Source organism: Pseudomonas sp. o96-267, from assembly GCF_003935465.1.
Taxonomy (GTDB): Bacteria; Pseudomonadota; Gammaproteobacteria; order Pseudomonadales; family Pseudomonadaceae; genus Aquipseudomonas; species Aquipseudomonas sediminis.
On record NZ_RHQP01000012.1, the window covers coordinates 40,833 to 63,855 of the forward strand.

The window sequence follows — 23,023 nt, forward strand, 5'->3', positions numbered from 1 at the left end:
TGAACACCAATGGTGTTCCGTGATCGGGGGCGCCAGGTGGAACACCTCGGCGCGGTTCGGGGCAGCACCAGCAACCGGCCAGGCGGAACACGACACCAGCCCAGCTCTGCCCTGTTGGCCTGCTCTGGCCGACGATGGCAGCAGACAAAGAGCGTATGCGCGCGCGGGTTTTGTGTGCCGAAAAGGGGGCATGGGGTATTGAATAATTATGAGATAAGGGTCAAGACGAGCCGGGGCGTTGTCACAATCAACTGTGAAGGGCCGCTCGTTTATTTATCTGAATACCTACCCGTCGGGGTTGCGGGCTATGACGGTTTCAATTTGTCTCTGTGTGAGGATGGCGCGCGCTTTACTATTGATTCAAATAAGGGGCCGCTCGAAGGCGGTATTGACCTGGAAAACTGGCAGGACTTTTTGATGGTGCTGGCTGCTTCAGGGGCGTCGATTAATCGTGTTCTTGCTCTGAAAGATGAAGATGCAGCCAGTGTTTTTATGCTGTACGGCCGTTTTTACACCAGCCTCCAAGTAACACTTACCGCGCAAAAACTAAGACGTGGTGAGGTCTCTATTGCCGATCTGAAATCAGATTGTCCAGCGGTACTCGACAGGCCAGAAATCAAGCAAGTGATCGGTGAACTTGCTATATCAGGGGCGCTTCCTACTGCTAAGAAACGACCAAAGCTGAGAAAGGAAGAGTTTGAGTTGCAGGCGCTTGTCGCGTTTAAGCGACGGCGTGATGCAGCTCTCAGCCTGGAGGATGCATGCGCTGCAGCTTGTGAGGAGCGCCCGGAGTGGGTGCCAGCTACATGGAAAACCAGTCCAGACTCGAACCTGGCGCGGCAGATATCGCGAGTCTGGAGCAAGACACGTTGGGGCTTTCTCCATCAGAGGGATGATGTGTGAGCTGAGGCCAATAGCCGGTGCCACGACTTAGGACAGATCACGGCGGCTATCTGTCTTAGACAGTTTTTCGATCAAATAACAGCATGGCCACGGGTACACCATCGAACCCCGGAGGCATTTCATGCAAACCCACTACCCCCAGCCGGCTGCGTCCTTGCATGCCAGCGCAACCGCGGGGCTTGATCCCGCCGACCTCCTAACACCCGAGCAGGCGGCGCAAACGCTCGGGCTCTCCGTAAAGACTCTGGCCACCTGGCGCAGCACCGGGCGCCATGCGCTCGCCTTCGTTCGTTGTGGTGCTCGTATCCGCTACCGCCGTGCCGACCTGTTGGCCTGGCTGGAGCGGCGTACCTGCACCAGCAACGCGGTTGGGTAGGGGGTGGCCATGAGCAAGCCGACCGCCATATCGCCAGCGTCACGCGACCCTGATGCCACGCTGATCCGGATGCCTGAGCTGTTGGCATTGACGGGCCTGCAGCGCTCCACTGTGTACAAGCGCCTCAAGAGCGACCCCACCTTTCCCAAGCCCGTGCCGCTGAGCGACAGCAACGCTCGTGGTGCCCCGGTCGGCTTCGTACTGGCCGAGGTTCAAGCCTGGGTTAAGGCTCGTATCGCGGCGCGTGAGCACAACGCGGCATAGAACTGTCCTGGGCCTTTGCCCCCCCGACTTACACGATTCAATCAATTGCATGCCGTCGGCAGGAGAGGCCATTGCTACCCCTGCACGCGGCCCATTCAAAGGTACATGCCCATGTCTCAACACCTTACCAACAGCAAAGAAATCCAACTCGGCAGCATCGCCGTAACCGTCCGTGAAATGAGCGTGCTGCAGGTTCGCACCTGGTTGGCCGAGCTGCTCAATCCGCAGCCGCAGCGTGACCTGGTGGATGAAGCCCTGTTCACCGATTGTGCTATCCCCGACCTGCTGCGCATGACCAGCCTGACACGTGAGCAGGTGGACGAACTGCGCCCCTCCCAACTGCAGGAGGTGATCGCACTCTGCAAGGAGTTGAACCCCGATTTTTTCGCGTTCATGGGGCGTCTGGTGAAGCCGGCGGCGCCCACGGCTTGAGAGAGCTGGATCGGTGTATCACGGGCATGGTGCAACTGGGGCACGCCAGCGCCCCTTGCTATCCGTGGTCGTTCTTTCTCGCGTCACTGAATGCCACGGGAGGTTCCAATGGCAGACGTTGAACTGAAGCTGACAGCCGATACCGATGGGGCTACCAAAGCCATCGGTGGCTTTCGCAAGGAATATCAGGAGCTGGTGAAGTCGGTAGAGAAGCCGCTACGCCAGATTGATGCTCTGCAGAAAACACAGGAGAGTGCCAAGGCTACTGCGGCAACTTTCTTCGCTACCCGCCAGCGGGTGGCAAGCCTGCAGGATGCCTTGAGCAAGGTCAGGGGGCCATCGGATGCCCTGGCCAAGTCGCTGGCCGCTGCACGTGCTCAGGCGGACGGCGTGGCCGTTGCGGTGGATCGGCAGAAAAAGGCGCTCGATGACCAGCGTCTGGCGGTGCAGAAATCCAAAGTCGCCTATGACGCCCTGAAGGCCTCCATGGCCAGTGGTGGTGCCAGTCAGCAGGAAGTGACCGGCGCCCGCCAAGGCTGGAGCCAGCAGGCCGATACGCTGAAGCGCCAGCAGGTTGCCTTGCGTGAGCAGCGGCAGGAGCTGGCCAAGAGCAGGGCGGCAGTCAAAGAGCTAGAGGCGGCATACAAGCAGGCCTCGCAACCTGTCCGGGTGATCGAGCGTGACTTGCAAACGACGCAGCGCAGCCTGGCGTCCACCACCCGTGAGTTTGATCGGCAGCGGGCGAAGCTGCGCGAGCAGCGCGCCGAGTTGCAAGCGGCAGGGGTCGATACCCGCAACCTGGCCGCCGAGCAGCAGCGGCTCCAAGATGCGTTGGCCAAGGGGCTTGCATCCGGCCGCAACGATCAGGCCGTCAGGGCGGCAGCTCAGGATCTGGGCGTTGGTCGTTATCGTGCAGCACAAGTCGAGGTGGAGCGTCTACGGGGTCAGTACCAGTTGCTGCGCACCAGCGGCAACCTTACGACCCGCGAACTGACAGTTGCCCAGCAGACCCTGACTCAACGAGTGCGCGAGACCCAGCAGGCGATAAGGGGTGTCAACGCAGAACAACAGCGGTCGCGCCTTGGTGGTGGGGCTGCCACCCTGGCGGCGCAGTTCGGTGGTGCCTATGCCGCAATTCGAGGCTTGCAAGGCGTCATCCGCACTGCCGACAACTGGGTTGAGCTGACCGACCGTATCAAGCTCGCCAGTGGCAGCCAGGAAGAGTACGCACAGGGCATGGAGCGGCTGCGCGATATCAGCGACCGCACCTTCACGGACATGCGGGGGAATGCCGAAAACTTCGTGAACTCCCTGGCGCCCCTGCGTGATCGCGGTTTCAGTAATGATGAGGTGCTGAGCTTTGTCGAGGCAGTTGGCCTCGGCCTGGTGGCCAGTGCCGCCCGGGGTGAGCGAGCAGCCGCTGCGTTGCAACAGTTCAGCAACGCTCTGCAGGACGGCAAGCTGCAGGGTGATGCGTTCAAGGCGATGATCCGAACTACTCCGGCCATCGCTGATGCATTGACGACTTCTCTGGGGCGAAACCGAGAAGAGCTGGCGAAGATGGCCAGCGAAGGGCAGCTCACCACGGACGTGTGGGTGCCGGCGTTGATTGGCCAGCTCGATTCGCTGGGCAGTGCTGTCGATGGCATGAACATCCTGGTTAGCGATGCGTTGACCCGCCTCAACAACGCTTGGGAAGACGCCATCGGCAAGGCCGACACTAAGCCCCTGGTTGCGGCAATCGAGGAATTGACTGAGACCATCGGTGATCCGCTGATCGTCGAGAACCTGGTCAAGATTGCTTCTGCCATGGTGTATATGGCGAGCGTTGCGGTATCGGCTGCAAGCGGCTTCGCTGAGCTGGGCGACAACATCGGCTATGCGGCAGCCAAGGCCAGCGGCAACGTCGACAAGCTGACCAGGCTGGAAAAGACCTTGAAAGAGGTCAATAACGCGATCACTGGTGACAGCTTCATCGGCTCCAATACGGTGGCCTTGTTGATGAAGCAGTTCGACCCGGAAGGGTTGGTGCGGTGGCGCCAGGAGCTGGAAGAGGAAATCGCCAAGGTCGGTGCCGAGCTGTCCGGCATGAGCCTGGAGGCCTACAAGGCGCAGCGGGAGGCGGCACGCCAGCAGCGCGAGGCAGAGCGCCTGGCGCTCGAGGAGCAGAAGAAGTTAGACCAGCAGGAGGTGGCTGCCAAACGCGAGAAGTTCAGCGAGCTGGCGAAGCTGCGTGACGCCGAAGTGAAGGCCTCCGCCGATGCGCTAAAGGCTCGGGCGAAGGCCGAACGGGAAGCGCTCAAGGAGCTGGACAAGGCCAAGCAGGCACAGCTCGACACCGAAACTCGCTACAAGGATGCGTTGGAGCGCCTGCGCTCTGGCGGTACCGGCCAGGCCAGCTTCGGCAACGCCATGAGCCTGCGCGTAGCTGCACGCCAGGCGCTGGAGGCCAATGACTTCGAGCGTGCCAAGAAGAACGCTCAAGCTGCTCTGAAGATGCTGCTGGATCTGGCGGATGCCGGCGAAAACACCTACGGCTTCGAGGGCTTCATCAAGAGCTTGAAAGATATCGAGGATCAGGCCGACAAGGTCAGCCTCGACAAGGCCAAGAGCAGTTTCGAGCAAGCGCAGAAGCAAACGGCCGACCTGAAAAAGCTGCTTGATGAGCTGAAGGAAACCACCATCACCGTCAAGATGGATCAGACGGCGCTGGACAAGCTGTACGCCCAACTTGCTCAGTTGGCGCAGGCCACCGGGCGTGCCTTGGAGCTGCCCAATCTGCCTGCCGCAAATACCTCACCAGCACCGGCCGGCAACGCCAAGCCTCCAGCTAGTACGCCGAACGGTCCCGCTGCTACACCAGCACAAACACAGATCAGGCAAACCGGCCCGAACAGCTTCACCAACGTCCCCGCTGTGGATGCCGAGGTGAGGGTTGCTGGCATTCGCCAGGACGGCCCCAACAGCTGGACGAACTTGCCCCCGGTTGATGTCGTAGTGACGCCGCAAGGCATCCGCCAGGATGGTGCGAATAGCTGGACGAACCTGCCGCCAATTGAGGTCGGTGTGCTGCCCAAGGGCATCCGCCAGGATGGTGAAAACAGCTTCACAAACTTGCCGCCTGTGGATGTGGAATTGCAGATCGATCAGGAGGCCGCCACCCAGGCACAGCAGCAGGTTGCCGAGCTGGCACAGCGCTTCAAGCGGGAGTTGGTCATTCCGGTTACGCCAGTGGCTGGGCAAGCCGGCGTCGCCCCTGCTGGCCAAGTTGATGGCTACGCCGAAGGCGGACTGATCCGCGGGCCAGGCAGCGGCACCAGTGACAGCATTTTGGCCAGGCTCTCCAACGGGGAGTTCGTCATGCGCGCGGATGCCGTAAGGCACTACGGCTCCGCGCTGCTTCAGCAGCTCAACAGCCGCCAATTGCCCCGGTTCGCCGATGGTGGATTGGTGAGTAGCGCTCTGGTGCCGAGCGTGCCAGCAGTGGCGAGTCGAATCGAGCAGAAAGCGGATGGCCGTCAGGGGTATGACCTGACTGATCACGGGATTATTGGGCTCGACTTGGGTGGCGCGCAGCCAGTGCAGGTGATCGTCCACAACTCGGTAGGCAGTGAGCTCAAGCGTCTACGCATGAAGTTCGGATCTACGGGGAGATCACGTTGATGGCCAGATTAAATCAGTCTCGCTACTGGGGCGTATGGGTCAAGCACCCAATCTTGAAGGTTATGTCCATAGGTCCACTTCCCTCGGCTGCTGAGGCCGGCGCGGCAATAGACCGGCTGTCGGCGCTTTACCCATCCGCAATAGTCGAGCTAGGGCGCGCACATGAGGGCTCAGTCAGTTCGGTACCGGGCGACACGATGGAGGAGAAGGTTGAGACAGCGCGGAACTTGCTGGCTCTCGCCTGCGGTGAGCTTGAGCCCTACAGCGCCGTAGAGGTCATTGAGGCATCGCCCCGGCCCGTAACTGCTCAGCACGCCGCCGTTGTGGCGGCCCGGCTCGGTTGCCCTGTTGCTGAAATCGTCATCTTTGAGTCCGGCGCCACAGCGCTTGGCTCAGGTGAATGTGCCGATCGCCGCTGGTTGGTATTTCGCCTGCACCTCCAAACCTTCGACTTCAGCAAGGCCGAAACCAAAGCTATGTGGGTGCGCCGTCAGTTGGCTCAGGCGGGTGGTGATCCGGCCAGCGTATCGGTCGTGGTGCTTCCTTTTTCTTCATCCATCCAAGCGGAGAATCCAGCATGAAAAACAACCGCCGTCCCTTTGCCGGGCCGTACTTTGACCCTACGGGCCTCGGCTTCGGCCTGGTACTGCGACACCATGATGGTGCCCCATGCCGCCAGCAGCTGACCATCACCACTATCTGCTGGAACTGCGCGGAGGATCGCGCCCTGTTCGTCAACGCTGCGGGCCTGGTGGTGCCATCCGAACATGACCGTTATGAGCTAGCCGAACTATTGCGCACGCGCACGGCTGAGCTTCAGTACGGCGCCGTAGTTGGCGACGGACAGTTCGCGATGAAGCCAGCTGAGCGAAACGCATTGGCGAGCTCGGGGCGGATCAGGCAATGGGTTCTGTACCGTCTGGAGCAACCCGCCCCCTATCTCGATGATGAAGCCGCATGGGCGGCTTGGTTGGAAACTGAGCTCGATGCTGAGCGCAAGGCGGCAGCCAAGAGCCAGCTCGCAGAGCAGGGGCTGCAGCGCTCGTTTTCCCAACGTGGGGTGGAGCTGCCCTGGAGCGGCGTGGCCGGAACAGGTGAGGCCGACCAAGAGACCTGTGAGCATCAGTCAGTCGAGACGCGCCGTGCTGCACTGACTGCCGTTCGCGCCAAGTCGCTGGCCGAGGATGTGCGGATTGCTGCCTGGCTGCGCGGTGATGTGGGCGACCCGCCCCTGCTGGCGTTGATGAAAGGGGCCGCCTAATGCAATCCGTCCCAAGGCAATCCAACCCCGCAGGGTGCGGCACGCCACAGCCCTTCGAGATCATCCACCAGATTGGCTTTTCGGCTGCTTGCATACGGCGCTTGGAACGCTACCGGCGACGCCAGGTAGAGCGGGGCGCCCAAGTGCTGGTGCTGAGCTGGCCAGATGGAACCTGGTGTGTGCTGGCGTTGCATTTGCCGCCGCTTATCGCAGCAGCACTGACGACCGAGCAGATGGCCGATGCCTACACCGAAGCCCGGCAAATGATCGCAGGCGGCTATCTGCCGCTGCTGACTTTGCGCCTTGAACGTTACATGACCCACTAACGAGAACGCCCCCGGTTGCAGCCGAGGGCGTTGGAGGTGACGCGCTGTGTTTACTCAATCTATGCCTTGCCTGGGCATCGTGCAAGCGATGCTCGCTCTGTTGAACCTTGCGCAGCCCCAATGGCCGCGCTACTCTGCGCCCGTCGCTGTTAATCCAGCGACCGGGTTTGGCGACCCGATCTACGAAAGGCGCACAGGCGCCACAAAGACCAATGCAGGCGCTTTTTTTGTGCCCGCAATGTCGCTTTATGGTGGTCGTGCGCGGGAGACCTTCGGGTCTGCCGGGTTCCTTTCGTCCCGGTTCGCCAACCTGCGCACGGCTGCCACCCATAATCGTTTGGCGACGGTTCGTGGCAGCTCCTCAACGAAAGGAGCACTACCCATGAAGCACCCGAACGCCCTCAATCCGTCCGCAATTCAGCAACACGCCGCCGCCCTGAAGGCCCGCGCCTTCGCCGCGCTTCACGCCGACTCGTCCCTGTCCGTTCGCCTGGCTCGCTACAACGTCGCCATGGCCAAGGCTCGCGAACTGGAAGCGCAGGCCGAGCAGTGCCAGGCCACCAGCGATGCCAGCCAGGCACTGGCCTGGTTGCCGGGTGGCTACCGCGTTCGCATCCGTGCAGCCAACCTGCGTGAGCACCTCGAGCACGTCCGCTCCCTGACGCTGGAAGCTCAGGAGGTGAGCCATGCGTAATCAACAGAACCACGCCACCAGGCAGCCGATGGAGTTCGTGGCGCTGGAGAGTGCTTTTACTGGAAATTCAGTGTTGGGCTATCGAGCTGATACCAGTCATATGGACTTGATGAACGAAGCTGATATGCGGCAGGACGCTGCTCAGTGTTTGCTTGGCCTCCTGAGCTGCCTGGCTGACTTTGAGTCCAGCGACAACAAGGAGATTGCCGGCTGCTTCAATGCTGTACGGATGCTGGTGAATGATGCCGCTGCGCTGCAGGTTGCTGCTTACCAGATTCAACGCGCGGCACGGCAAGGAGTTGAGCAATGAAGCCTGTTGATTGCAGCCTGCCAGAAACCATCATGACTGTTGATCGCACTGCCGAGCCTGGCATTCCCATTGACGCAATCACCGCGGCCTGTTCCCGCGCCGACGCTGTTTTGCATTTTCTAATGGCTGAGTTCAACGGCGAGTCTGATCGTCGGTCTGCGGACTATCTGATCTGCAATGCACTGTGGGGTGTCCAGGGCCTGCTTGAGCAGATTAGAGCGCTTGCTCTCTATGGTGACGCGACCAGCATTCCGGTTGACCGGAAAGGTGGTGTCGAGTGAGCAAAAAAACCTTTGAGGAAGACCTGTTCCTGCAAGACGTTCTACGTAGTGGGGATGAACTCCAAGGTGCAGGTATCGGGCTGGAGGGCATCGGTTTGATGCTGACGGAACGCGAGCTGAGCAGCGAGGAGATGAACGCTCTGCACTATGCCGTGAAAGCCTTGGGGGCGATGGTTAAAACTGCCGGTAGCAGCCTCTACAGCGCTGCCAGGAAGCGGGAGGGCGACGAATGACCGACGACCAAGACCGCAAGAAATACCCCACCTTTGCCGAGGTGAAACGCGCCGCCCTGCAGGCCATCGACCGGGTGCTGTCGCACTGGTTGCCCGGTGGCAAACGGGTGGACGGCGGCAAGGAATACACCGCACCAAACCCAACGCGGGCCGACAAGCGCGCGGGCTCGCTCAAGGTGAACTTGGCCAAGGGCACCTGGAGCGACTTCGCCACTGGCGACAAGGGCGGCGACCTGATCGACCTGGTGCACTACCTGGACGGTGGCAGCGAGGTGGACGCTTGCAACAAGCTGGCGGCCTTCCTGGGTGTTACGCCCGGCACTGTCAGCGCCAGCGCGCCGGCCAGCAACAAGCCCAAGGCGCCCGAGTGGGTACCGGTGTTACCGATCCCTGATGAGGCGATGCGCAAGCTTCCCACGCAGCACGGGAAGAACGGCACACCGTCGAAGGTGTGGATCTACCGCGCCGCCGATGGCCAACCGTTGATGGTGCTGTATCGCTTCGACCTGGGGCCGGATGAGAGCGGCACGCCGCGCAAGGTGTTCGCTCCACTGACTTGGTGCAAGCACTCGGGCAATGGCCCGCAGTCCTGGCGTTGGCAGGGGTTGCCCGCGCCGCGCCCGCTGCTGCGCCTCGAGGAGCTGGCCCCCCGCGCAGATGACCCGGTGGTGCTGGGCGAAGGCGAGAAAGCGGCAGACGCTGCCGCCGAGCTGTTGCCCGGCTACGTCGCTACCTGCTGGCCCAACGGCACCAACTCTTGGCAGAAAGCCGACTTCGCTCCACTTGCCGGCCGCGATGTGCTGCTGTGGCCGGACAACGACGCACCCGGCCTCAAGTGCATGGATGCCCTGGCCGAGCACCTGCGCCAGCTTGGCGCGGCCTCGGTGCGCTCGGTAGCACTTGCGGTGTTCAGCCAGCGGCCGGGCCTCAATGGCGACCGGCCCACCTTTGCCCCTGGTGGCGAATGGGCCGAGGGCGACGACGCCGCCGATGCAGTGGCCAAGGGCTGGACGGCGGCGCACCTGGCAGAGCTGGATCGCACCGGGGAACTGTTCGCGCTGGCGCCGGCTGCTGCGCCAGCGGGCAAAGGAAAGGGGACCAAGGCCAGCGCCAGCAGCAAGCTGGCAACTACCGAGAAGCCAGCGCCGATGCCGGCCGGCTTTCGCGTCACCGCCGATGGCGTGTTCTATGCCGGCGAGGATGGCGAGGCGCGGCCTGTGTGTTCGCGCCTGGAGATCCTGGCGCGCACCCGCGACGAAAAGGGCCATGGTTGGGGACTGCTGGTGGAGTTCGACGACCCGGACGGCGCCAGCAAACGGCTGAACATTCCCCAGCGCAGCATGGCCGGGGACTTCGGCAAGGATGTGCTGGGGCCGCTGGTAGATATGGGCCTACGCTTGGCGCCGCTGCGCACCGCCCGCAACTCCCGCAACGACCTGCAGAGCTACCTACAGGGTTACGACAGCAGCGAGCGCGCTCGCCTGGTCACGCGCCTAGGCTGGCATGGCGACGCCTACCTGCTGCCGGATCGCCAGATAGGCCAGAGCGTTGAGCACCTGCACTTCTACGAAGCGGGCGCCCAGCTCCCGCCAATTAGCCAGTTCGGCACCTTGGAGCAATGGCAGCAGCAGGTTGGTGCGCTGTGCGTGGGCAACAACCGCTTGGCGTTCGTGGTGTGCGTGGCCTTCGCCGGCCCACTGCTGAACCTGCTGGGCGCTGAGTCGGGCGGCTTCCACCTCTACGGCGATAGCTCAGGCGGCAAGACCACGCACTTGCAGGTGGCCGCCTCGGTATGGGGTGGCCCGCGCCTGGTGCGCTCGTGGCGCTCGACCGATAACGCCCTGGAGAGCATCGCCGCTGCGCACTCTGACGGGCTGCTGGTGCTCGATGAAATTGGCATGTGTGACCCGAGGATCATCGGTGAAACGGTGTACATGCTGGGCAACGGCACCGGCAAGGCCCGCGCCAATGATCGCGGCCAGGCCGGGCGCCAGGTGCAGGAGTGGCGCTTGCTGTTCCTCTCGACTGGGGAGAAGACCTTGGCGCAGCACATGGCCGAGGCACACAAGGAACTGAAAGCCGGGATGGAAGTGCGCTTGCTGGCCGTGCCGGCTGATGCCAGCAAGGGGCTTGGGCTGTTCGAGGCGTTGCATGGCTTCGACGATGCGGCCGCGCTGTCAGATGCACTCAAGGCACGGGTGGGCAGGTTCTACGGCACGCCGGCCCTCGCCTTCCTGTCGGCCCTCTGCGAGCCGGGCAAGCTGCTAGGTTATACGGCCATGGTGCGCAGCACGGTTGAGCGCTTCATCGCCGAGGCGTTGCCAGCCAGCGCCAGCGGCCAGGCTCAGCGAGCGGCCGCGCGGTTCGGGCTTGCTGCTGCAGCCGGGGAGCTGGCTACGGCGCTGGGCGTCACGGGCTGGCCAGATGGTACGGCCACGCATGCCGCCAGGGTGTGCCTGGGCGCCTGGCTGGCAGAGCGGGGCGGGGCTGGCAATCTGGAAGGTGACGCCATAGTGCAGCGCCTGCGCCTGACTATCGAGCGCTATGGCGAGGGGCGCTTTACCCGCTGGGACAACGTGGCGGCCAAGGTGGACGAACACGCACCGCGAACGGTTGACCGGCTTGGCTTCCGGCGCACCATCGAACACGGCTGCGGTGACGTGCTTTACACCAGCGCTACCTACTACCTGTTGCCCACCGCCTGGCGTGATGAGGTGTTCAAGGGCATGAACCTGCGAAACGTCAACCGCGTGCTGGTGGAGCGGGAGATATTGCAGCCCGGCAAGGATGGCAAGGCCGCCCAGTCCATCGCGCTGCCAGGCATGCCCAAGGGGCGGGCATATGTGGTGGACGGTGCCAGGCTGTTTGCTGATGAAGATGAAGCCTTAGCGGCGGCGGCTTGAGTAGCGGCCGCTCTGGCACTCTATGCCCCTTCTGCAATAGGAGGGGTCATGTTTTTATCGGATGCTGAATTGCGTGAACTGACTGGCTACCAGAAGCCCTCGGCACAGAAACGCTGGCTCGAAGCTCAGGCCATAGCATTTCTGGTTGGCGGCGATGGTCTGCCGAAGGTGTTGCGCGCTGTGGTGGTTGCGAGGCTCGGGGGATCATCTGTGGCATCGGCAGAACCTCGGGAGCCCAGGTTGCGGCTTCCGGGCTCGGCTCGCTGAATCTCCCTCTTCTGGTGTCATAAAACGACCGTTTATTGATACTAGCAAAACACCCTGCCTAATTGGTATCAACAAATGCGGGTTTACTATTTATTGATACCGATAGATAATGATCCCACCTTAAACGATACCAGCAGGGCACACCATGAATCGCGTCTTCGCCTACGGCCGCGTCTCGACTCTGGAGCAATCCACCGACAACCAGTTGTTGGCTTTGCAGCAGAAGGGCTTCGATGTGCAGCCGCATCGCTGGTTTGCTGAGCAGGTGTCTGGTGGTGTTCCTGCGCTGCAGCGTCCAGAGTTCTCCAAGATGGCAGATCGAATGGAAGCCGGCGATGTGCTGGTGGTGCTCAAGCTGGATCGCCTTGGCCGCGACGTGCAGGACGTGCTTTCCACCATCGAAGTCCTGGCCGCCCGCTCCATCCATGTGCGCAGCCTCGATCTGGACGGCGTAGACCTGACCAGCGCAGCCGGTAAGCTGCAGCTCACCGTCCTGGCTGCTGTAGCTGCCTTCGAGCGCGACCGCATCAAGGAACGCACCAAGGAAGGCTTGGCCCGTACCAGCAAGAAGGCCGGTCGCCCCGAGGCAGTCGAGACCACCAAGGCCGTGCAAACCTGCAAGGCCAAGGGCCTGAGCCAGAGCCAGGCGGCTGCCGAGCTGGGGCTTAGCCTGCCGACAGTCAAGCGCCACTGGAACAAGTGATTCATCCGCCCGAGCCGCTCGGCTTGGGCACCATGCCTCTGCCTTTCCTCCTGCGGGCCCGCCTGTGGTGTTCCGTTTGATCGCCCGCTACCGCTGTCAGAATCTCCGACCGGCTTCCGCATGATCGGAACACCATTGGTGTTCAGAACACCAAGTGTTCCACCTTTCTCGCAATTGTGTTCCATCGCCACAAGCCCCGCCGTTGCTGGGATGCAGCTGTTTAGGAACACCAAGAACACCGAGAACACCAGTTATTCGAGAGGTATGGATTGCGCCCCCGCACCCCGTAAGGGGTGAGTGCCGCCAGCGATGGAGGTCCATGCGCCGTGCTCATACTGGACGCGTCAGGGTGTTGCTGCATCTGGCCGGGGCCCCTGCGTGGGAAAGCCTGCCACGGGTAATTCGAGCCCCGCTCTCGGGCTAGTGCATGGCTCTGAAAGTTAGTGAATTATTGAAATTGGTTAACTGTTGAAATCCCAGGTTAAGCATGAGAATGACTCATGTAGACGGCGGGTCCTCCCGATAGGCCGCCACCCTATGCGGGTAATTCGAGCCCCGACCGCGCTCTAGCTGATCGGTCGTCAGGGATGTCCGTCTTTCATGTTGGGTCCTTCCTCAGTTGGTTCGGCTATGCGGTGACGTAGACCGCGGACTTTTTCCAGATAGACGAACGACAGGAGGGGTTCCGCTTCCGTTCGGAGGCGGCCTGCAGGGGTGGGTGCTGTGCGAATTGGAGGGGGGAGTTTGGTTTTAGGAATACGTTTGGGGATACGGAGTAAGACAAAAAATGGCTGTAGCCAGTAAATACGAGACCTTGAGCTGCTGTGTTCTAGTCCGGCTTCGGCACCAATGACATGTTTTCAGATGTTCCCACATGACTCTGAAACCCAATTAAACCGGCCTCTTTAGCCGGTTTTTTTGTGCCCGTATGTTCCCGCATGCATCTAGACGTGCTTCTGAGCCGTCAAGGTTTCGGCCTTGAGGGCTTCTTTCTTTGCGTAGCTACTCTTGCCTGTCAGGTGCACGGCACAGCCTGTGTCGGCACCTGTGCTGCTGCCATTGGCGATATCCATGGTCACTATCGAGAGCACTGATTTCTATCTAGCGCGGCATCGACCTAATGTTGAGCCCAACAGAGCTTGAGTTGGATTGGAGGTCATGATGTCCCGTATCGATGTGGTTTCCCTGGTTGGTAGTGCGGTGCCGGCTGAGCTCCGTTCCGACGGTCATATGACGTGCTGGCTGGTGATGGTGGACGGCCAGCCAAAAGCCGGCCCCTTCGCTTCCCGCGAGGCTGCGTTGGCTTGCCAGGCGGTCTGGATGCTCAGCAGCGCTATTCGTCGTGAGGGCGATTCGCTGCTGGCCTGATTCACTGTTTTACCCCGCGCTCGCTCCAGCGCTCCCCTTGGCCCGCCTCTGGCGGGCTTTTTCTTGTTCGCCGGTTAGAATAGCGATCATTTTCCGAAGGGGCGCAGTGTGGCCAGGTGGGACATCTTCTGCAGCGTGGTCGACAACTACGGTGATATCGGCGTGACTTGGCGGCTGGCCCGGCAACTGGTGGCCGAGCAGGGGCATGCGGTGCGTCTGTGGGTCGACGAGCTGGGGGCGTTCGTACGCTTGTGCCCCGAGGCCAGCCTTGATGCTCAATGTCAGCATTGGAGTGGTGTCGAGGTGCGCCAGTGGGTAGAGCCGTTCCCTGCGGTTGAGCCCGCGCAAGTGGTGGTCGAGGCCTTCGCCTGTCAGTTACCTGCGTCTTATATCGAGGCGATGACTATCAGCGGCACGCACTGTTTGTGGCTGAACCTTGAGTATCTCAGCGCCGAGGACTGGGTTGCGGGCTGTCATGGCCTGCCATCGCCGCAGCCTGGAGGCTTGCAGAAGTTCTTTTTCTTCCCTGGATTCGTGGAGGGCACGGGCGGTTTGCTGCGCGAAGCCGATCTGTTGGCGCGGCGGCGTGCCTATCAGGCTGACGCGCGGGCGCAGCAGGCGTTCCTGCAGTCACTCGGCGTGGTGCGTGAGCCCGGGGCGCGGCTGATTTCTCTATTCGCCTATGAGAACACGGGCCTGGCAGGATGGCTGGATGCACTGGTGGCCGATCCGCAGCTGACGCAGCTGCTGGTGCCGCAGGGCAAGATTCTTGCCGATTTGCAGGCCTGGCTAGGTGAGGGGCCGTTGGTGCCGGGTGATCACAGCAGGCGCGGTAACCTGCTGATCCATGTGCTGCCTTTCGTGGCCCAGGACGACTACGACCGCCTGTTGTGGTGCTGCGATTTTAATGCGGTGCGCGGTGAGGACTCCTTCATCCGCGCGCAATGGGCCGGTCGACCGCTGCTCTGGCACATTTACCCGCAAGAGGAGAGGGCGCACTGGGACAAACTTGAGGCGTTTCTGGCGATCTACGGCGCCGATCTGATGTCGGAAGCTGCCGCCGCTCAGGCTGAATTCTGGCGTGCGTGGAACACCGGCGAGGGGATGGAAGCGGCCTGGCCTGCGCTTCTCGCGGCATGGCCGGCACTGCAGCGACACGCCGAGCAGTGGTGCGATCAGCAGGCCGCTCGGTCGGATCTTGCCACGACGCTGGAACAGTTTTACTTAAATTGGCTATCATACGCGGCCTAGATTTCTGTACCTCCCGCATATTTCGGATATCCGCATGAAAACTGCACAAGAAATGAGAGTCAACAGCGTGGCCCTGATCGATGGCCAGCCGTGGCTGATCCAGAAGGCCGAGTTCACCAAGTCCGGTCGTAACAGCGCCATCGTCAAGATGAAGCTGAAGAACCTGCTCAACGGTTCCAAGACCGAGACCGTCTACAAAGCCGACGACAAGATGGAGCCGGTGATTCTCGAGCGCAAGGAAGTGAACCTGTCCTACATCAGCGGTGAGGATTACGTGTTCATGGACCCGGAATACAACTCTTACGAGCTGCGTTCCGAAGATCTGGAAAGCGTTCTGCCGTTCATCGAAGAAGGCATGAGCGACGTCTGCGAAGCCGTGTTCTTCGAAGGCAAAGTGATCTCCGTTGACCTGCCGACCACCATTGTGCGTCAGGTTGTCTACACCGAGAACGCTGCTCGTGGCGACACCTCCGGTAAGGTGATGAAGCCTGCCAAACTGCGCAACGGTACCGAGATCAAGGTTGCCGAGTTCGTCGACATCGACGACTGGATCGAGATCGATACCCGTGACGGTTCCTACAAGGGCCGCACCCAGGCTCCGGCCTGAGCGTAAGCTGCACGAGAAACCCGGCCTAGTCGCCGGGTTTTTTGTGCCTGATTTTCAGGGCGCTATCGCGGCTGAAGCCGCTCCCACACAAGCCTTACTGCTGCGGCATGGCCAGGCTGACCTGTAGCGCCTGGTCCCAGGGCGGTGGAAAGCCAAAGCGCTGCTTCAGGAAACTCAGCAACAGCCGCGTCCGTGGGCTGGCTTCGCGTTCCAGGCGCAAGGCGTAGATGCTCACCGGCTCGACGGGCGGCAAGCCCTGTTCGCAGAACAGCGGGATCAGCTCGCCGCGCTGTAAATGATCGCTGCTCATCCAGGTGGGCAGGTGTGCCACGCCAAGGCCAGCGAGGGCGCTGAACAGCAAGGTCTCGGCATTGTTGCTGGTCTGACGCAAACGCTTGGGTTTACACAGCTGCAATTTGCCGTCGACTTCGAAGCGCCACGCGTAGGGTGGGGCGAGACTATCCCAGTCGAGGCCGTCGTGTTGCTCCAGTTCCAGTGGGCTACGTGGGATGCCGCGTCGACGCAGGTAGTCCGGGCTGGCGCAGACGATGCGGGTCATCGATGCCAGGGGCGTGGCGACCAATCGGCTGTCCGGTAGCGGGCCGATGCGCACGACGATGTCCACCTCGCCCAGGTGCTCGCCCTGCAGGTCGATGAAGCTGTCGATCAGCCGCAGTTGCACGTCCAGCCCAGGGTTGGCGCGCAGGAACTCGGCAATCGCCGGGGCCAGGTGGCGTCTGCCGAAAGGCGAGGGGGCATCGATACGGATCATGCCTTCGGGTGCGCTGCTCAAGGAGACCGCTTCGGCGCGCGCCAGGTGCAACTCGGCGAGGATACGTCGGGCACGTTCGGCGAATGCCAGACCCGCCGGTGTGACGCGTACTGCATGGGTCGTGCGACTGAACAGACCGCTGCCCATGGCGCGCTCCAGGGCATCGATGCGGCGTGCCACGGCCGAGGGTGTGAGCGGGTGACGTCTGGCGGCTGCGGAGAAGCTACCGGTCTCCAGCACGTCGAGAAAGAGTTCCAGTTGGTCGGTCAGGGTATCGGGGTTCATGGCAGCCTGCTTGTGCGTATTAAGCAAAGCCATTGTGCGTTGCTGTGCGTTTCCGCGCTAGCCGTGACTGGCTAACATGCGTCCTCTATCTGGAGGTGTCATGAATCTGTTCGACCTGTTGCTGAATCTGTTGCTGGGGTTGGGCCTGGGAACATTGGGCGGCTTGTTCGGCATCGGTGGTGGGTTGATCGCCATTCCGGTGCTGGGCATTGTCTTTGGGCTGGATCAGCAGCTTGCTCAGGGGACTGCACTGGTCATGGTGGTGCCGAACGTGATGCTGGCGATCTGGCGTTACCATCAACGCAATCGCATCGATCTGCGCTATGCCCTGCTACTCGGCGTTACCAGCTTCTTTTGCGCCTGGTTGGCCTCCCTGTATGCGGTGGAGGTGGATTCGCGCACCATGCGCTGGGCCTTCGTCGGTTTTCTACTGGCTTTGGCGGCCTACAACCTGCTGCGTATGCTGATGGCTCAGGCGCCGGCCAGCGGCGAGCTGCGTCATCACTGGGGTTGGTTTGGTGTGCTGGGCGGGGTGTCCGGCGCAATGGGCGGGCTGTTTGGCGTGGGCGGCGCCGTGGTGGCGACGCCGGTGCTGACCAGTGTGTTCGGCACCACGCAGGTGGTGGCACAGGGTCTTTCGCTATCCCTGGCGCTGCCCAGCACCGGGGTGACGCTGTTTACCTACGCTGTGCACGGTCAGGTTAACTGGTGGATGGGCGTGCCGCTGGCGGTTGGCGGCCTGCTCAGCATCAGTTGGGGCGTGCGCCTGGCGCATTCGCTGCCGGAGCGCCTGCTGCGTACCCTGTTCTGCGGCTTCCTGCTGCTCTGTGCGCTGATGTTGGCACTGGAGTCGAGCGGCAGCCTATAAGCGAAAACCTTCGACGATGTGATCGGCCAGGCACTCGGTCACGGGTGACTGGCTACTTTCGTTGCGTAGCAGTACGATACTGGTCAGTGGCAGCAGCGGCAGGCCCTCGGCTTCGCCGAGCATGCGCAGGTCGGGGGTGATCAGGCTTTGCAGCTGCGCGGTAACGGCCAGGCCAGCGCGCACCACAGCGAAGATCGCCGACAGGCTGGGGCTGGTGTAGGCGATGCGGTAGGGACGACCCATCGTGTCCAGCGCGTTGCAGGCCCATTCGCGGCAGAAGCAGTCGGCATTGAACATGGCCAGCGGCATGGGCTTCTGCTCGTGCGGGCAGAAGCCCTGGGCCACGGCCCAGGCGAAGCGCTCCTGGCGCAGCAGTTGGCCGATCTCCTTGCCGGGTTGGCGGGTGACGATTGTGAGGTCCAGATCCTGGCGCAGCAGCAGTTGTCCCGACGGCTCGCAATGCACCTCCACTTGCACCAGCGGATAGGCCTGGGCGAAGCGCGAGAGAATCTCCGGCAGAAAGCGCATCACGTAGTCGTCCGGCGTACCGATGCGCACGGCACCGACCATATGCGGTTCGCGCAGAGTGTTGAGTACCTCGCCATGCAGTTTGAGGATGCGCCGCGCATAACCCAGCAGCACCTGGCCCTCTGGCGTCAGCCGCACCTGGCGCCCGTCGCGTTCGAACAACGGGCGCTGCACCACGTCTTCTTCCAGCCGCTTCATCTGCATGCTTACGGCTGACTGGGTGCGATTGACCGTTTCTGCGGCGCGGGTGAAACCGCCGGTGTCGGCGATGGCAACGAAGCTGCGCAGCAATTCGGTATCAATACTGGGGTGGAAGGCCATTCATCAATCCTCGAGATGGATGCCATAAGAAACATTCGTTGGATTGATCTTAAGCTGGACCCGACACTGACGCCAACCCCACAGGGAGGGCGAAAAGATGAAAGGTCAGAAAGGTTATGCGTTGGCTCAGGCTATCCACTTCGAACGGTTGCCGTCGCTGGGCGGTGTATGGCGTATGCTGCGGCGCTGGCGTCAACTGGCTCGCGAGCGGGCACAGCTGGCGCAACTGAATGATGCTGCATTGAAGGACTTGGGACTGTCCCGAGCTGATGTGTTGCAGGAGGCCGAACGGCCGTTCTGGGATGACCCGCTGAAAAAGTGAGTAGTACATGACAGGAGTTGTTGAATGACTGCGGTGCGCAAGGGCTCCGATTTTTTCCTGTTCCAGCTGATGATGTTGTTATGCGCCATCTGGGGCAGTCAGCAGGTGGCGATCAAGCTGGCCGCGGACGATATCGCGCCCATGCTGCAGGTGGCTTTGCGCTCCGGCATCGCCGCCGTACTGGTCGGCTTGCTCTTGCTGTGGCAGCGCGGATGGCGCGAATGGGTCAGCTCGACGTGGCTGGCTGGACTGCTGGCGGGCGTGTTGTTCGCACTGGAGTTCTTCTTCATCGCCCTTGGCCTGCGCTACACCACGGCTTCGCATATGGCGGTATTTCTTTACACCGCGCCGATCTTCTCGGCACTTGGGCTGCACTTTCTGTTGCCCAGCGAGCGCTTGCGACGCCTGCAGTGGCTGGGTATCACCTTGTGTTTCGGCGGGGTGGTGATGGCATTTGGCGTTGGTGACAACTGGGCTGAGGTCGATGCCGGTATGTTGCTGGGCGATGCGTTGGGGCTGTGCGCTGGTATGGCCTGGGGCGCGACCACGGTCGTCGTGCGGGGTTCGCGCCTGTCCGAGGCTCCGGCCGGGTTGACCCTGTTCTATCAGTTGGCGGTGGCGTTCGTGCTGTTGCTGGCCTATGCGCTGACGGTGGTGGACCTGTCCCTGCTGCGTTGGACGCCTGTGGCCATCGCCAGCATTCTGCTGCAGGGCGTGGTGGTGTCGTTCTTCACCTACCTGACCTGGTTCTGGCTGCTGCGCCGCTACCTGGCTTCGAACATGGCAGTGTTCTCCTTCATGACCCCGCTGTTTGGCGTCACCTTCGGCGTGCTGGTGCTGGACGAACCGCTGACCCTGAACTTCATCATCGGCGCGGCGCTGGTGCTGTCGGGCATCACCCTGGTCAGTAGCGAGGCCTGGTTGCGCCGTCGCCTGGCCGGTTGGCGTGGCCTGTCGCAACAACCCTGACGCAAGGAGGCTGAAATTGCCCGTTTATCACTTGGCTCAACTGAACATCGCCTGGATGAAGACGCCGCTGGAATCACCGGAGATGGCTGACTTCGTCGCCAATCTGGAGCGTATCAATGCGCTGGCAGAAGATTCGCCCGGCTATGTCTGGCGTTAGCAGGACGAGGCGGGCGACGCCACGGCAATCCGCCCGTTCGGTGAGGAGGTGCTGGTCAACATGTCGGTTTGGGAGGATGTGCAGTCGCTCAGTGACTACGTCTACAAGTCCGCGCATACCGAGATGCTCAAGCGTCGCCGCGAATGGTTCGAGCGTGTCGAGCAGGCGCATCAGGTGCTGTGGTGGGTGCCGGCGGGGCATCGGCCAAGCGTGACCGAGGCTGCCGAACGCCTGGCTCATCTGCGCGAGCATGGCGCGACGGCGCAGGCCTTCACCTTCCGTCATGCGTTCGCGGCGCCAGCCTGATAGGCTGAGTCGCCATGACCCTTTCTCTTTCTCTCGCTGAAGCGCGCCGTCTGGCCCTGGCTGCCCAGGGTTTCGGCCGTACGCCACGCGGCGCCGTTGGCCACAAGCACCTGCAGACGCAGATCGAGCGTTTGGGCGTGTTGCAGATCGATTCGGTCAATGCCCTGGTGCGCTCGCACTATCTGCCAGCGTTTTCCCGCCTCGGTCCTTACCAGGCCGAGCACCTCGATGAACTGGCCTGGGGCCGCGCGCGGCGCCGGCGTTTGTTCGAGTACTGGGGGCATGAAGCCTCCTTGTTGCCGCTGGAGCTATTTCCGCTGCTGCGCTGGCGAATGCGCCGAGCCGCGGATGGGCAGGGCATCTATCGCGAGTTGGCGAAGTTCGGTGTCGAGCGTCGCGACGTTTTAGATAGCGTGCTGCAGGCCGTGCGCGAGCGCGGTGCACTGGGCGCCGGCAGTCTGTCCTCGCGTACCGAGAAGGCCGGCCCCTGGTGGGATTGGAGCGCGGAGAAGACGGCGCTGGAGTGGCTGTTCGCCGCAGGCGAAGTCACTGTGGCTGGGCGGCGTGGCTTCGAGCGGCTATACGATCTGCCGGAGCGGGTCATTCCCGCGGAGGTGCTGAACCACCCGGACCTGGATGAGGGCGAAGCGCAGCGCCGCTTGTTGCTGCGTTCTGCCGATGCCCTGGGCGTGGCGACCGAGCGCGATTTGCGCGACTACTACCGGTTGGACGTCAGTGACAGCAAGCGCCGTATCGCTGAACTGGTGGAGGCGGGCGAGCTGTTGCCCGTCACGGTGCAGGGTTGGCGGCAGGCGGCCTATTGCCGGGGCGAGCCGCGCATTCCCCGGCGTATTCGCCATAGTGCGCTGCTGTCGCCGTTCGATTCACTGATCTGGGAGCGCGAGCGCACCGAGCGGTTGTTCGGCTTCCGCTATCGGCTGGAGATCTACACTCCGCAGGCCAAGCGCGTGTATGGCTACTACGTGCTGCCGTTTCTGCACCATGAACGCCTGCTGGCGCGGGTGGATCTGCGCAGCGAGCGCGCGGCCGGGCGCCTGGCAGTGCATGCTGTGCATCTGGAGGAGGCAGTGCTGAGTGAGGAGGCGCGTCTGGCGCTGGCCGATTCGCTGCGCGCGCTGGCGCATTGGCTGGGCCTGGAAGAGGTGTGGCTGGCGCCGAGCGTCAATCTGCGAGGTTTGCTCGATTAGCCGCCGTTTTCCAGCAGGAACTTCAGTTCCTCGACGCGCTGGATATTCAACTCCATCGGGCAGGTGTAGTACATCGGCGAGCCGACGTGCTTGCCCTGCAGGTCGCACTGGCCGTTGCGGTAGATCAACCAGGCCTTCTGCGCCGTTTCCAGCTGTTCGGCGTCCACTGGCTGGCTTTCCTGCAGCTTGAGGAACAGCTGCTGGTAGACGCGGTTCATCTCCTTTTTCACCGTTTCCGATACGCCTTCGGCGCAGCCGGCGACGCTGGCGTTGTTGATCATCCCGCTGGCGTCCAGGCAGGCCTGGTACTGCTTGTCGTAATCACCCCAGGCGCCGAGCGGCAGCAGCAGAGTGAGCGGCAGCAAGCCGTTACGCAGTATCGACATGGCAATCTCCCAATGAGACAGGGGCTGCACTGCAGCCCCTGAACCTGATGCTTACTTGGCCGCCAGGCGGGTGCGCATGTTGGCGGCGCGGTCGCTGGAGCCCGGGTGCGAGGAGAACATGCTGCTTTCGCCGCCGCCCAGCTTGGCCAGCTTCTCGAACGCGGTGACCAGGCCGTCGCGCGGGATGTTGCGCTGGGTCAGCAGGTCGAAGGAGAAGTTGTCGGCGGCGTTTTCCTGGCTTTGCGAGAACTGCGCGTTGACCAATTGCTCACCCAGGGCGCCGAGCTGCGAGGCGGACAGGGCGGCGACGGAGGCATTGCCCGAAGCGGCTGCAGCATTGCGTGCGGCGGTGGTGGCGTAGGCGGTCTGCATGGCTTTTTTGCTGTGGCCAAGGGCGACGTGTCCAATCTCGTGGCCGAGCACGCCTTCCACTTCGTTGTCGGTCATCAGGTCCATCAGGCCGCTGTAGACACGTACGCAACCGTTGGCCATGGCCCAGGCGTTGACCTCGTCGGCCTGGTACACCTTGTAGGTGATCGGCGTGCCGTTGATCTGATGACCGAGGTTGTTGGCGATCTTGTCCAGACGCTTGCTGTATGGGCTGTTCGGGCCAGCGATAGTGGCTTCGGCATCCATTTCGGCGCACGCCTGGTCGGACATGCTGCGTACTTCGGCGTCGCTGAGAGTCGCGGCCTGTACGGCCATCAGGCCCGATTGCAGCATGGCGGCGGGGGGCATGTTCTGGCAGCCAGTCAGCAATGCAGCGCTGGACAGGGCGAAAGCGGAGAGGGTGGTGCGCAGTTGCATGGTCATCGTCCTTGTTGAGGGGGGTTGGCCGCGAGTCCTTTCCGGCTGGGTAGCATCTCTGGCACCTGCACGGTGCTCGCGTTGGGGCGGCATTATGCCGGATAGCGCAGAGAAGAAGTGCGAGCCGGTTCGGGGGGGGGGCGGGGCGGGCGGGGGGGGGGGGGGGGGGGGGCGGGGGGGGGAGCGGGGGGGGGGGGGGGAGGGGGGGGGGGGAGGGGGGGGGGGGGGAGGGGGGGTGTAGGGGTGGGGGGG

General features: G+C 62.4%; 27 protein-coding genes and 1 pseudogene. 23 read left to right on the forward strand and 5 right to left on the reverse strand.

Annotated features, from left to right (window positions below; genetic code table 11):
* The first annotated feature begins 198 nt into the window (after positions 1-198).
* The 15 genes from EGJ86_RS10370 (at position 199) to EGJ86_RS10445 (ending at position 12,616) form a co-directional block, all read left to right on the forward strand.
* A complete protein-coding gene (locus tag EGJ86_RS10370; RefSeq protein ID WP_125835043.1) occupies positions 199-903 on the forward strand; it encodes a hypothetical protein in 705 nt (234 codons plus the stop codon).
* A 121-nt stretch (positions 904-1,024) separates the two neighbouring features.
* Positions 1,025-1,279: a helix-turn-helix domain-containing protein gene (locus EGJ86_RS10375; RefSeq protein ID WP_125835044.1), complete on the forward strand. Its 255-nt coding sequence runs from the start codon at positions 1,025-1,027 to the stop codon at positions 1,277-1,279.
* A 9-nt stretch (positions 1,280-1,288) separates the two neighbouring features.
* The gene (locus tag EGJ86_RS10380) at positions 1,289-1,543 is read left to right on the forward strand and encodes an AlpA family transcriptional regulator (protein WP_256672409.1); all 255 of its coding nucleotides are present in this window, start codon (positions 1,289-1,291) and stop codon (positions 1,541-1,543) included.
* Positions 1,544-1,654: 111 nt separating this feature from the next.
* Entirely contained in the window at positions 1,655-1,975 is a 321-nt protein-coding gene (locus EGJ86_RS10385) for a hypothetical protein (RefSeq protein ID WP_125835045.1), read from the forward strand.
* A gap of 108 nt (positions 1,976-2,083) precedes the next feature.
* Complete coding sequence (locus EGJ86_RS10390) at positions 2,084-5,638, forward strand: tape measure protein (protein ID WP_158620899.1); 3,555 nt, start codon at positions 2,084-2,086, stop codon at positions 5,636-5,638.
* A 197-nt stretch (positions 5,639-5,835) separates the two neighbouring features.
* The gene (locus EGJ86_RS10395; RefSeq protein WP_125835047.1) at positions 5,836-6,219 is read left to right on the forward strand and encodes a hypothetical protein; all 384 of its coding nucleotides are present in this window, start codon (positions 5,836-5,838) and stop codon (positions 6,217-6,219) included.
* Complete coding sequence (locus EGJ86_RS10400; protein WP_125835048.1) at positions 6,216-6,899, forward strand: hypothetical protein; 684 nt, start codon at positions 6,216-6,218, stop codon at positions 6,897-6,899. The genes EGJ86_RS10395 and EGJ86_RS10400 overlap by 4 nt, the downstream gene beginning before the upstream one ends.
* Before the next feature lie 143 nt (positions 6,900-7,042).
* Positions 7,043-7,225, forward strand: coding sequence for a hypothetical protein (locus tag EGJ86_RS25325; protein WP_256672410.1), 183 nt, complete (start codon positions 7,043-7,045; stop codon positions 7,223-7,225).
* A gap of 382 nt (positions 7,226-7,607) precedes the next feature.
* Complete coding sequence (locus tag EGJ86_RS10415) at positions 7,608-7,919, forward strand: hypothetical protein (protein ID WP_125835050.1); 312 nt, start codon at positions 7,608-7,610, stop codon at positions 7,917-7,919.
* Positions 7,912-8,229, forward strand: coding sequence for a hypothetical protein (locus tag EGJ86_RS10420; protein WP_125835051.1), 318 nt, complete (start codon positions 7,912-7,914; stop codon positions 8,227-8,229). Before EGJ86_RS10415 ends, EGJ86_RS10420 begins: the two co-directional genes overlap by 8 nt.
* Positions 8,226-8,510, forward strand: coding sequence for a hypothetical protein (locus EGJ86_RS10425; protein ID WP_125835052.1), 285 nt, complete (start codon positions 8,226-8,228; stop codon positions 8,508-8,510). The genes EGJ86_RS10420 and EGJ86_RS10425 overlap by 4 nt, the downstream gene beginning before the upstream one ends.
* Positions 8,507-8,743, forward strand: a complete 237-nt coding sequence (locus EGJ86_RS10430) for a hypothetical protein (RefSeq protein ID WP_125835053.1) — start codon at positions 8,507-8,509, stop codon at positions 8,741-8,743. The genes EGJ86_RS10425 and EGJ86_RS10430 overlap by 4 nt, the downstream gene beginning before the upstream one ends.
* Positions 8,740-11,646, forward strand: a complete 2,907-nt coding sequence (locus tag EGJ86_RS10435; protein ID WP_125835054.1) for a DUF927 domain-containing protein — start codon at positions 8,740-8,742, stop codon at positions 11,644-11,646. The genes EGJ86_RS10430 and EGJ86_RS10435 overlap by 4 nt, the downstream gene beginning before the upstream one ends.
* 48 nt (positions 11,647-11,694) lie before the next feature.
* On the forward strand, positions 11,695-11,913 hold the full coding sequence (locus EGJ86_RS10440; protein ID WP_125835055.1) for a DUF4224 domain-containing protein: 219 nt from the start codon (positions 11,695-11,697) through the stop codon (positions 11,911-11,913).
* A gap of 145 nt (positions 11,914-12,058) precedes the next feature.
* Positions 12,059-12,616: a recombinase family protein gene (locus EGJ86_RS10445; RefSeq protein ID WP_125835056.1), complete on the forward strand. Its 558-nt coding sequence runs from the start codon at positions 12,059-12,061 to the stop codon at positions 12,614-12,616.
* 944 nt (positions 12,617-13,560) lie between these two features.
* On the opposite strand, the gene EGJ86_RS25330 is transcribed toward EGJ86_RS10445, so the two are convergent.
* Positions 13,561-13,689 carry a hypothetical protein gene (locus EGJ86_RS25330; protein WP_256672411.1) on the reverse strand — a complete coding sequence of 43 codons (129 nt, stop codon included), beginning with the start codon at positions 13,687-13,689 and terminating at the stop codon, positions 13,561-13,563.
* Positions 13,690-13,777: 88 nt separating this feature from the next.
* On the opposite strand from EGJ86_RS25330, the gene EGJ86_RS10450 reads away from it, so the two are divergent.
* The 3 genes from EGJ86_RS10450 to efp all read left to right on the forward strand — a co-directional run bounded on the left by EGJ86_RS10450 (position 13,778) and on the right by efp (position 15,842).
* Positions 13,778-13,984, forward strand: coding sequence for a hypothetical protein (locus EGJ86_RS10450; RefSeq protein ID WP_125835057.1), 207 nt, complete (start codon positions 13,778-13,780; stop codon positions 13,982-13,984).
* A 108-nt stretch (positions 13,985-14,092) separates the two neighbouring features.
* Positions 14,093-15,235, forward strand: coding sequence for an elongation factor P maturation arginine rhamnosyltransferase EarP (gene earP / locus EGJ86_RS10455; RefSeq protein WP_125835058.1), 1,143 nt, complete (start codon positions 14,093-14,095; stop codon positions 15,233-15,235).
* Between the two features lie 34 nt (positions 15,236-15,269).
* On the forward strand, positions 15,270-15,842 hold the full coding sequence (gene efp / locus EGJ86_RS10460; RefSeq protein ID WP_003460252.1) for an elongation factor P: 573 nt from the start codon (positions 15,270-15,272) through the stop codon (positions 15,840-15,842).
* Positions 15,843-15,936: 94 nt separating this feature from the next.
* Here efp and EGJ86_RS10465 read toward each other — a convergent pair whose 3' ends face one another.
* Positions 15,937-16,899, reverse strand: a complete 963-nt coding sequence (locus EGJ86_RS10465) for a LysR family transcriptional regulator (RefSeq protein ID WP_125835059.1) — start codon at positions 16,897-16,899, stop codon at positions 15,937-15,939.
* A 100-nt stretch (positions 16,900-16,999) separates the two neighbouring features.
* Here EGJ86_RS10465 and EGJ86_RS10470 point away from each other — a divergent pair, with 100 nt between their 5' ends.
* Positions 17,000-17,767 (forward strand): sulfite exporter TauE/SafE family protein, encoded by a 768-nt coding sequence (locus EGJ86_RS10470; RefSeq protein WP_125835060.1) that lies wholly within the window; start codon positions 17,000-17,002, stop codon positions 17,765-17,767.
* Here the strand turns inward: EGJ86_RS10470 and EGJ86_RS10475 are convergent.
* Positions 17,762-18,616, reverse strand: coding sequence for a LysR substrate-binding domain-containing protein (locus tag EGJ86_RS10475; protein ID WP_125835061.1), 855 nt, complete (start codon positions 18,614-18,616; stop codon positions 17,762-17,764). The genes EGJ86_RS10470 and EGJ86_RS10475 overlap by 6 nt on opposite strands.
* 97 nt (positions 18,617-18,713) lie before the next feature.
* Here EGJ86_RS10475 and EGJ86_RS10480 point away from each other — a divergent pair, with 97 nt between their 5' ends.
* The 4 genes and pseudogenes from EGJ86_RS10480 to EGJ86_RS10495 all read left to right on the forward strand — a co-directional run bounded on the left by EGJ86_RS10480 (position 18,714) and on the right by EGJ86_RS10495 (position 21,578).
* Positions 18,714-18,938, forward strand: coding sequence for a DUF1127 domain-containing protein (locus EGJ86_RS10480; protein WP_099524006.1), 225 nt, complete (start codon positions 18,714-18,716; stop codon positions 18,936-18,938).
* A 24-nt stretch (positions 18,939-18,962) separates the two neighbouring features.
* Positions 18,963-19,907, forward strand: a complete 945-nt coding sequence (locus tag EGJ86_RS10485; protein ID WP_125835062.1) for a DMT family transporter — start codon at positions 18,963-18,965, stop codon at positions 19,905-19,907.
* Positions 19,908-19,923: 16 nt separating this feature from the next.
* Positions 19,924-20,370: pseudogene (locus EGJ86_RS10490) on the forward strand (DUF3291 domain-containing protein).
* Between the two features lie 14 nt (positions 20,371-20,384).
* Positions 20,385-21,578, forward strand: coding sequence for a winged helix-turn-helix domain-containing protein (locus tag EGJ86_RS10495; RefSeq protein WP_125835063.1), 1,194 nt, complete (start codon positions 20,385-20,387; stop codon positions 21,576-21,578).
* On the opposite strand, the gene EGJ86_RS10500 is transcribed toward EGJ86_RS10495, so the two are convergent.
* Both EGJ86_RS10500 and EGJ86_RS10505 read right to left on the reverse strand, forming a co-directional pair.
* Positions 21,575-21,964 carry a lysozyme inhibitor LprI family protein gene (locus EGJ86_RS10500; protein WP_106732240.1) on the reverse strand — a complete coding sequence of 130 codons (390 nt, stop codon included), beginning with the start codon at positions 21,962-21,964 and terminating at the stop codon, positions 21,575-21,577. The two genes, EGJ86_RS10495 and EGJ86_RS10500, sit on opposite strands and share 4 nt — an antisense overlap.
* A 51-nt stretch (positions 21,965-22,015) precedes the next feature.
* A complete protein-coding gene (locus EGJ86_RS10505; protein ID WP_125835064.1) occupies positions 22,016-22,771 on the reverse strand; it encodes a M48 family metalloprotease in 756 nt (251 codons plus the stop codon).
* Positions 22,772-23,023: the final 252 nt, after the last annotated feature.

Excerpts from the sequence above, each read along its gene's own strand:
- EGJ86_RS10375 (WP_125835044.1), top strand. The coding sequence starts at position 1,025 with ATGCAAACCCACTACCCCCAGCCGGCTGCGTCCTTGCATGCCAGCGCA.
- EGJ86_RS10380 (WP_256672409.1), top strand. The coding sequence starts at position 1,289 with ATGAGCAAGCCGACCGCCATATCGCCAGCGTCACGCGACCCTGATGCC.
- EGJ86_RS10385 (WP_125835045.1), top strand. The coding sequence starts at position 1,655 with ATGTCTCAACACCTTACCAACAGCAAAGAAATCCAACTCGGCAGCATC.
- EGJ86_RS10390 (WP_158620899.1), top strand. The coding sequence starts at position 2,084 with ATGGCAGACGTTGAACTGAAGCTGACAGCCGATACCGATGGGGCTACC.
- EGJ86_RS10395 (WP_125835047.1), top strand. The coding sequence starts at position 5,836 with ATGGAGGAGAAGGTTGAGACAGCGCGGAACTTGCTGGCTCTCGCCTGC.
- EGJ86_RS10400 (WP_125835048.1), top strand. The coding sequence starts at position 6,216 with ATGAAAAACAACCGCCGTCCCTTTGCCGGGCCGTACTTTGACCCTACG.
- EGJ86_RS10415 (WP_125835050.1), top strand. The coding sequence starts at position 7,608 with ATGAAGCACCCGAACGCCCTCAATCCGTCCGCAATTCAGCAACACGCC.
- EGJ86_RS10420 (WP_125835051.1), top strand. The coding sequence starts at position 7,912 with ATGCGTAATCAACAGAACCACGCCACCAGGCAGCCGATGGAGTTCGTG.
- EGJ86_RS10425 (WP_125835052.1), top strand. The coding sequence starts at position 8,226 with ATGAAGCCTGTTGATTGCAGCCTGCCAGAAACCATCATGACTGTTGAT.
- EGJ86_RS10435 (WP_125835054.1), top strand. The coding sequence starts at position 8,740 with ATGACCGACGACCAAGACCGCAAGAAATACCCCACCTTTGCCGAGGTG.
- EGJ86_RS10440 (WP_125835055.1), top strand. The coding sequence starts at position 11,695 with ATGTTTTTATCGGATGCTGAATTGCGTGAACTGACTGGCTACCAGAAG.
- EGJ86_RS10445 (WP_125835056.1), top strand. The coding sequence starts at position 12,059 with ATGAATCGCGTCTTCGCCTACGGCCGCGTCTCGACTCTGGAGCAATCC.
- EGJ86_RS25330 (WP_256672411.1), bottom strand. The coding sequence starts at position 13,689 with ATGGATATCGCCAATGGCAGCAGCACAGGTGCCGACACAGGCTGTGCC.
- EGJ86_RS10450 (WP_125835057.1), top strand. The coding sequence starts at position 13,778 with ATGTCCCGTATCGATGTGGTTTCCCTGGTTGGTAGTGCGGTGCCGGCT.
- efp (WP_003460252.1), top strand. The coding sequence starts at position 15,270 with ATGAAAACTGCACAAGAAATGAGAGTCAACAGCGTGGCCCTGATCGAT.
- EGJ86_RS10465 (WP_125835059.1), bottom strand. The coding sequence starts at position 16,899 with ATGAACCCCGATACCCTGACCGACCAACTGGAACTCTTTCTCGACGTG.
- EGJ86_RS10470 (WP_125835060.1), top strand. The coding sequence starts at position 17,000 with ATGAATCTGTTCGACCTGTTGCTGAATCTGTTGCTGGGGTTGGGCCTG.
- EGJ86_RS10475 (WP_125835061.1), bottom strand. The coding sequence starts at position 18,616 with ATGGCCTTCCACCCCAGTATTGATACCGAATTGCTGCGCAGCTTCGTT.
- EGJ86_RS10480 (WP_099524006.1), top strand. The coding sequence starts at position 18,714 with ATGAAAGGTCAGAAAGGTTATGCGTTGGCTCAGGCTATCCACTTCGAA.
- EGJ86_RS10485 (WP_125835062.1), top strand. The coding sequence starts at position 18,963 with ATGACTGCGGTGCGCAAGGGCTCCGATTTTTTCCTGTTCCAGCTGATG.
- EGJ86_RS10495 (WP_125835063.1), top strand. The coding sequence starts at position 20,385 with ATGACCCTTTCTCTTTCTCTCGCTGAAGCGCGCCGTCTGGCCCTGGCT.
- EGJ86_RS10500 (WP_106732240.1), bottom strand. The coding sequence starts at position 21,964 with ATGTCGATACTGCGTAACGGCTTGCTGCCGCTCACTCTGCTGCTGCCG.
- EGJ86_RS10505 (WP_125835064.1), bottom strand. The coding sequence starts at position 22,771 with ATGCAACTGCGCACCACCCTCTCCGCTTTCGCCCTGTCCAGCGCTGCA.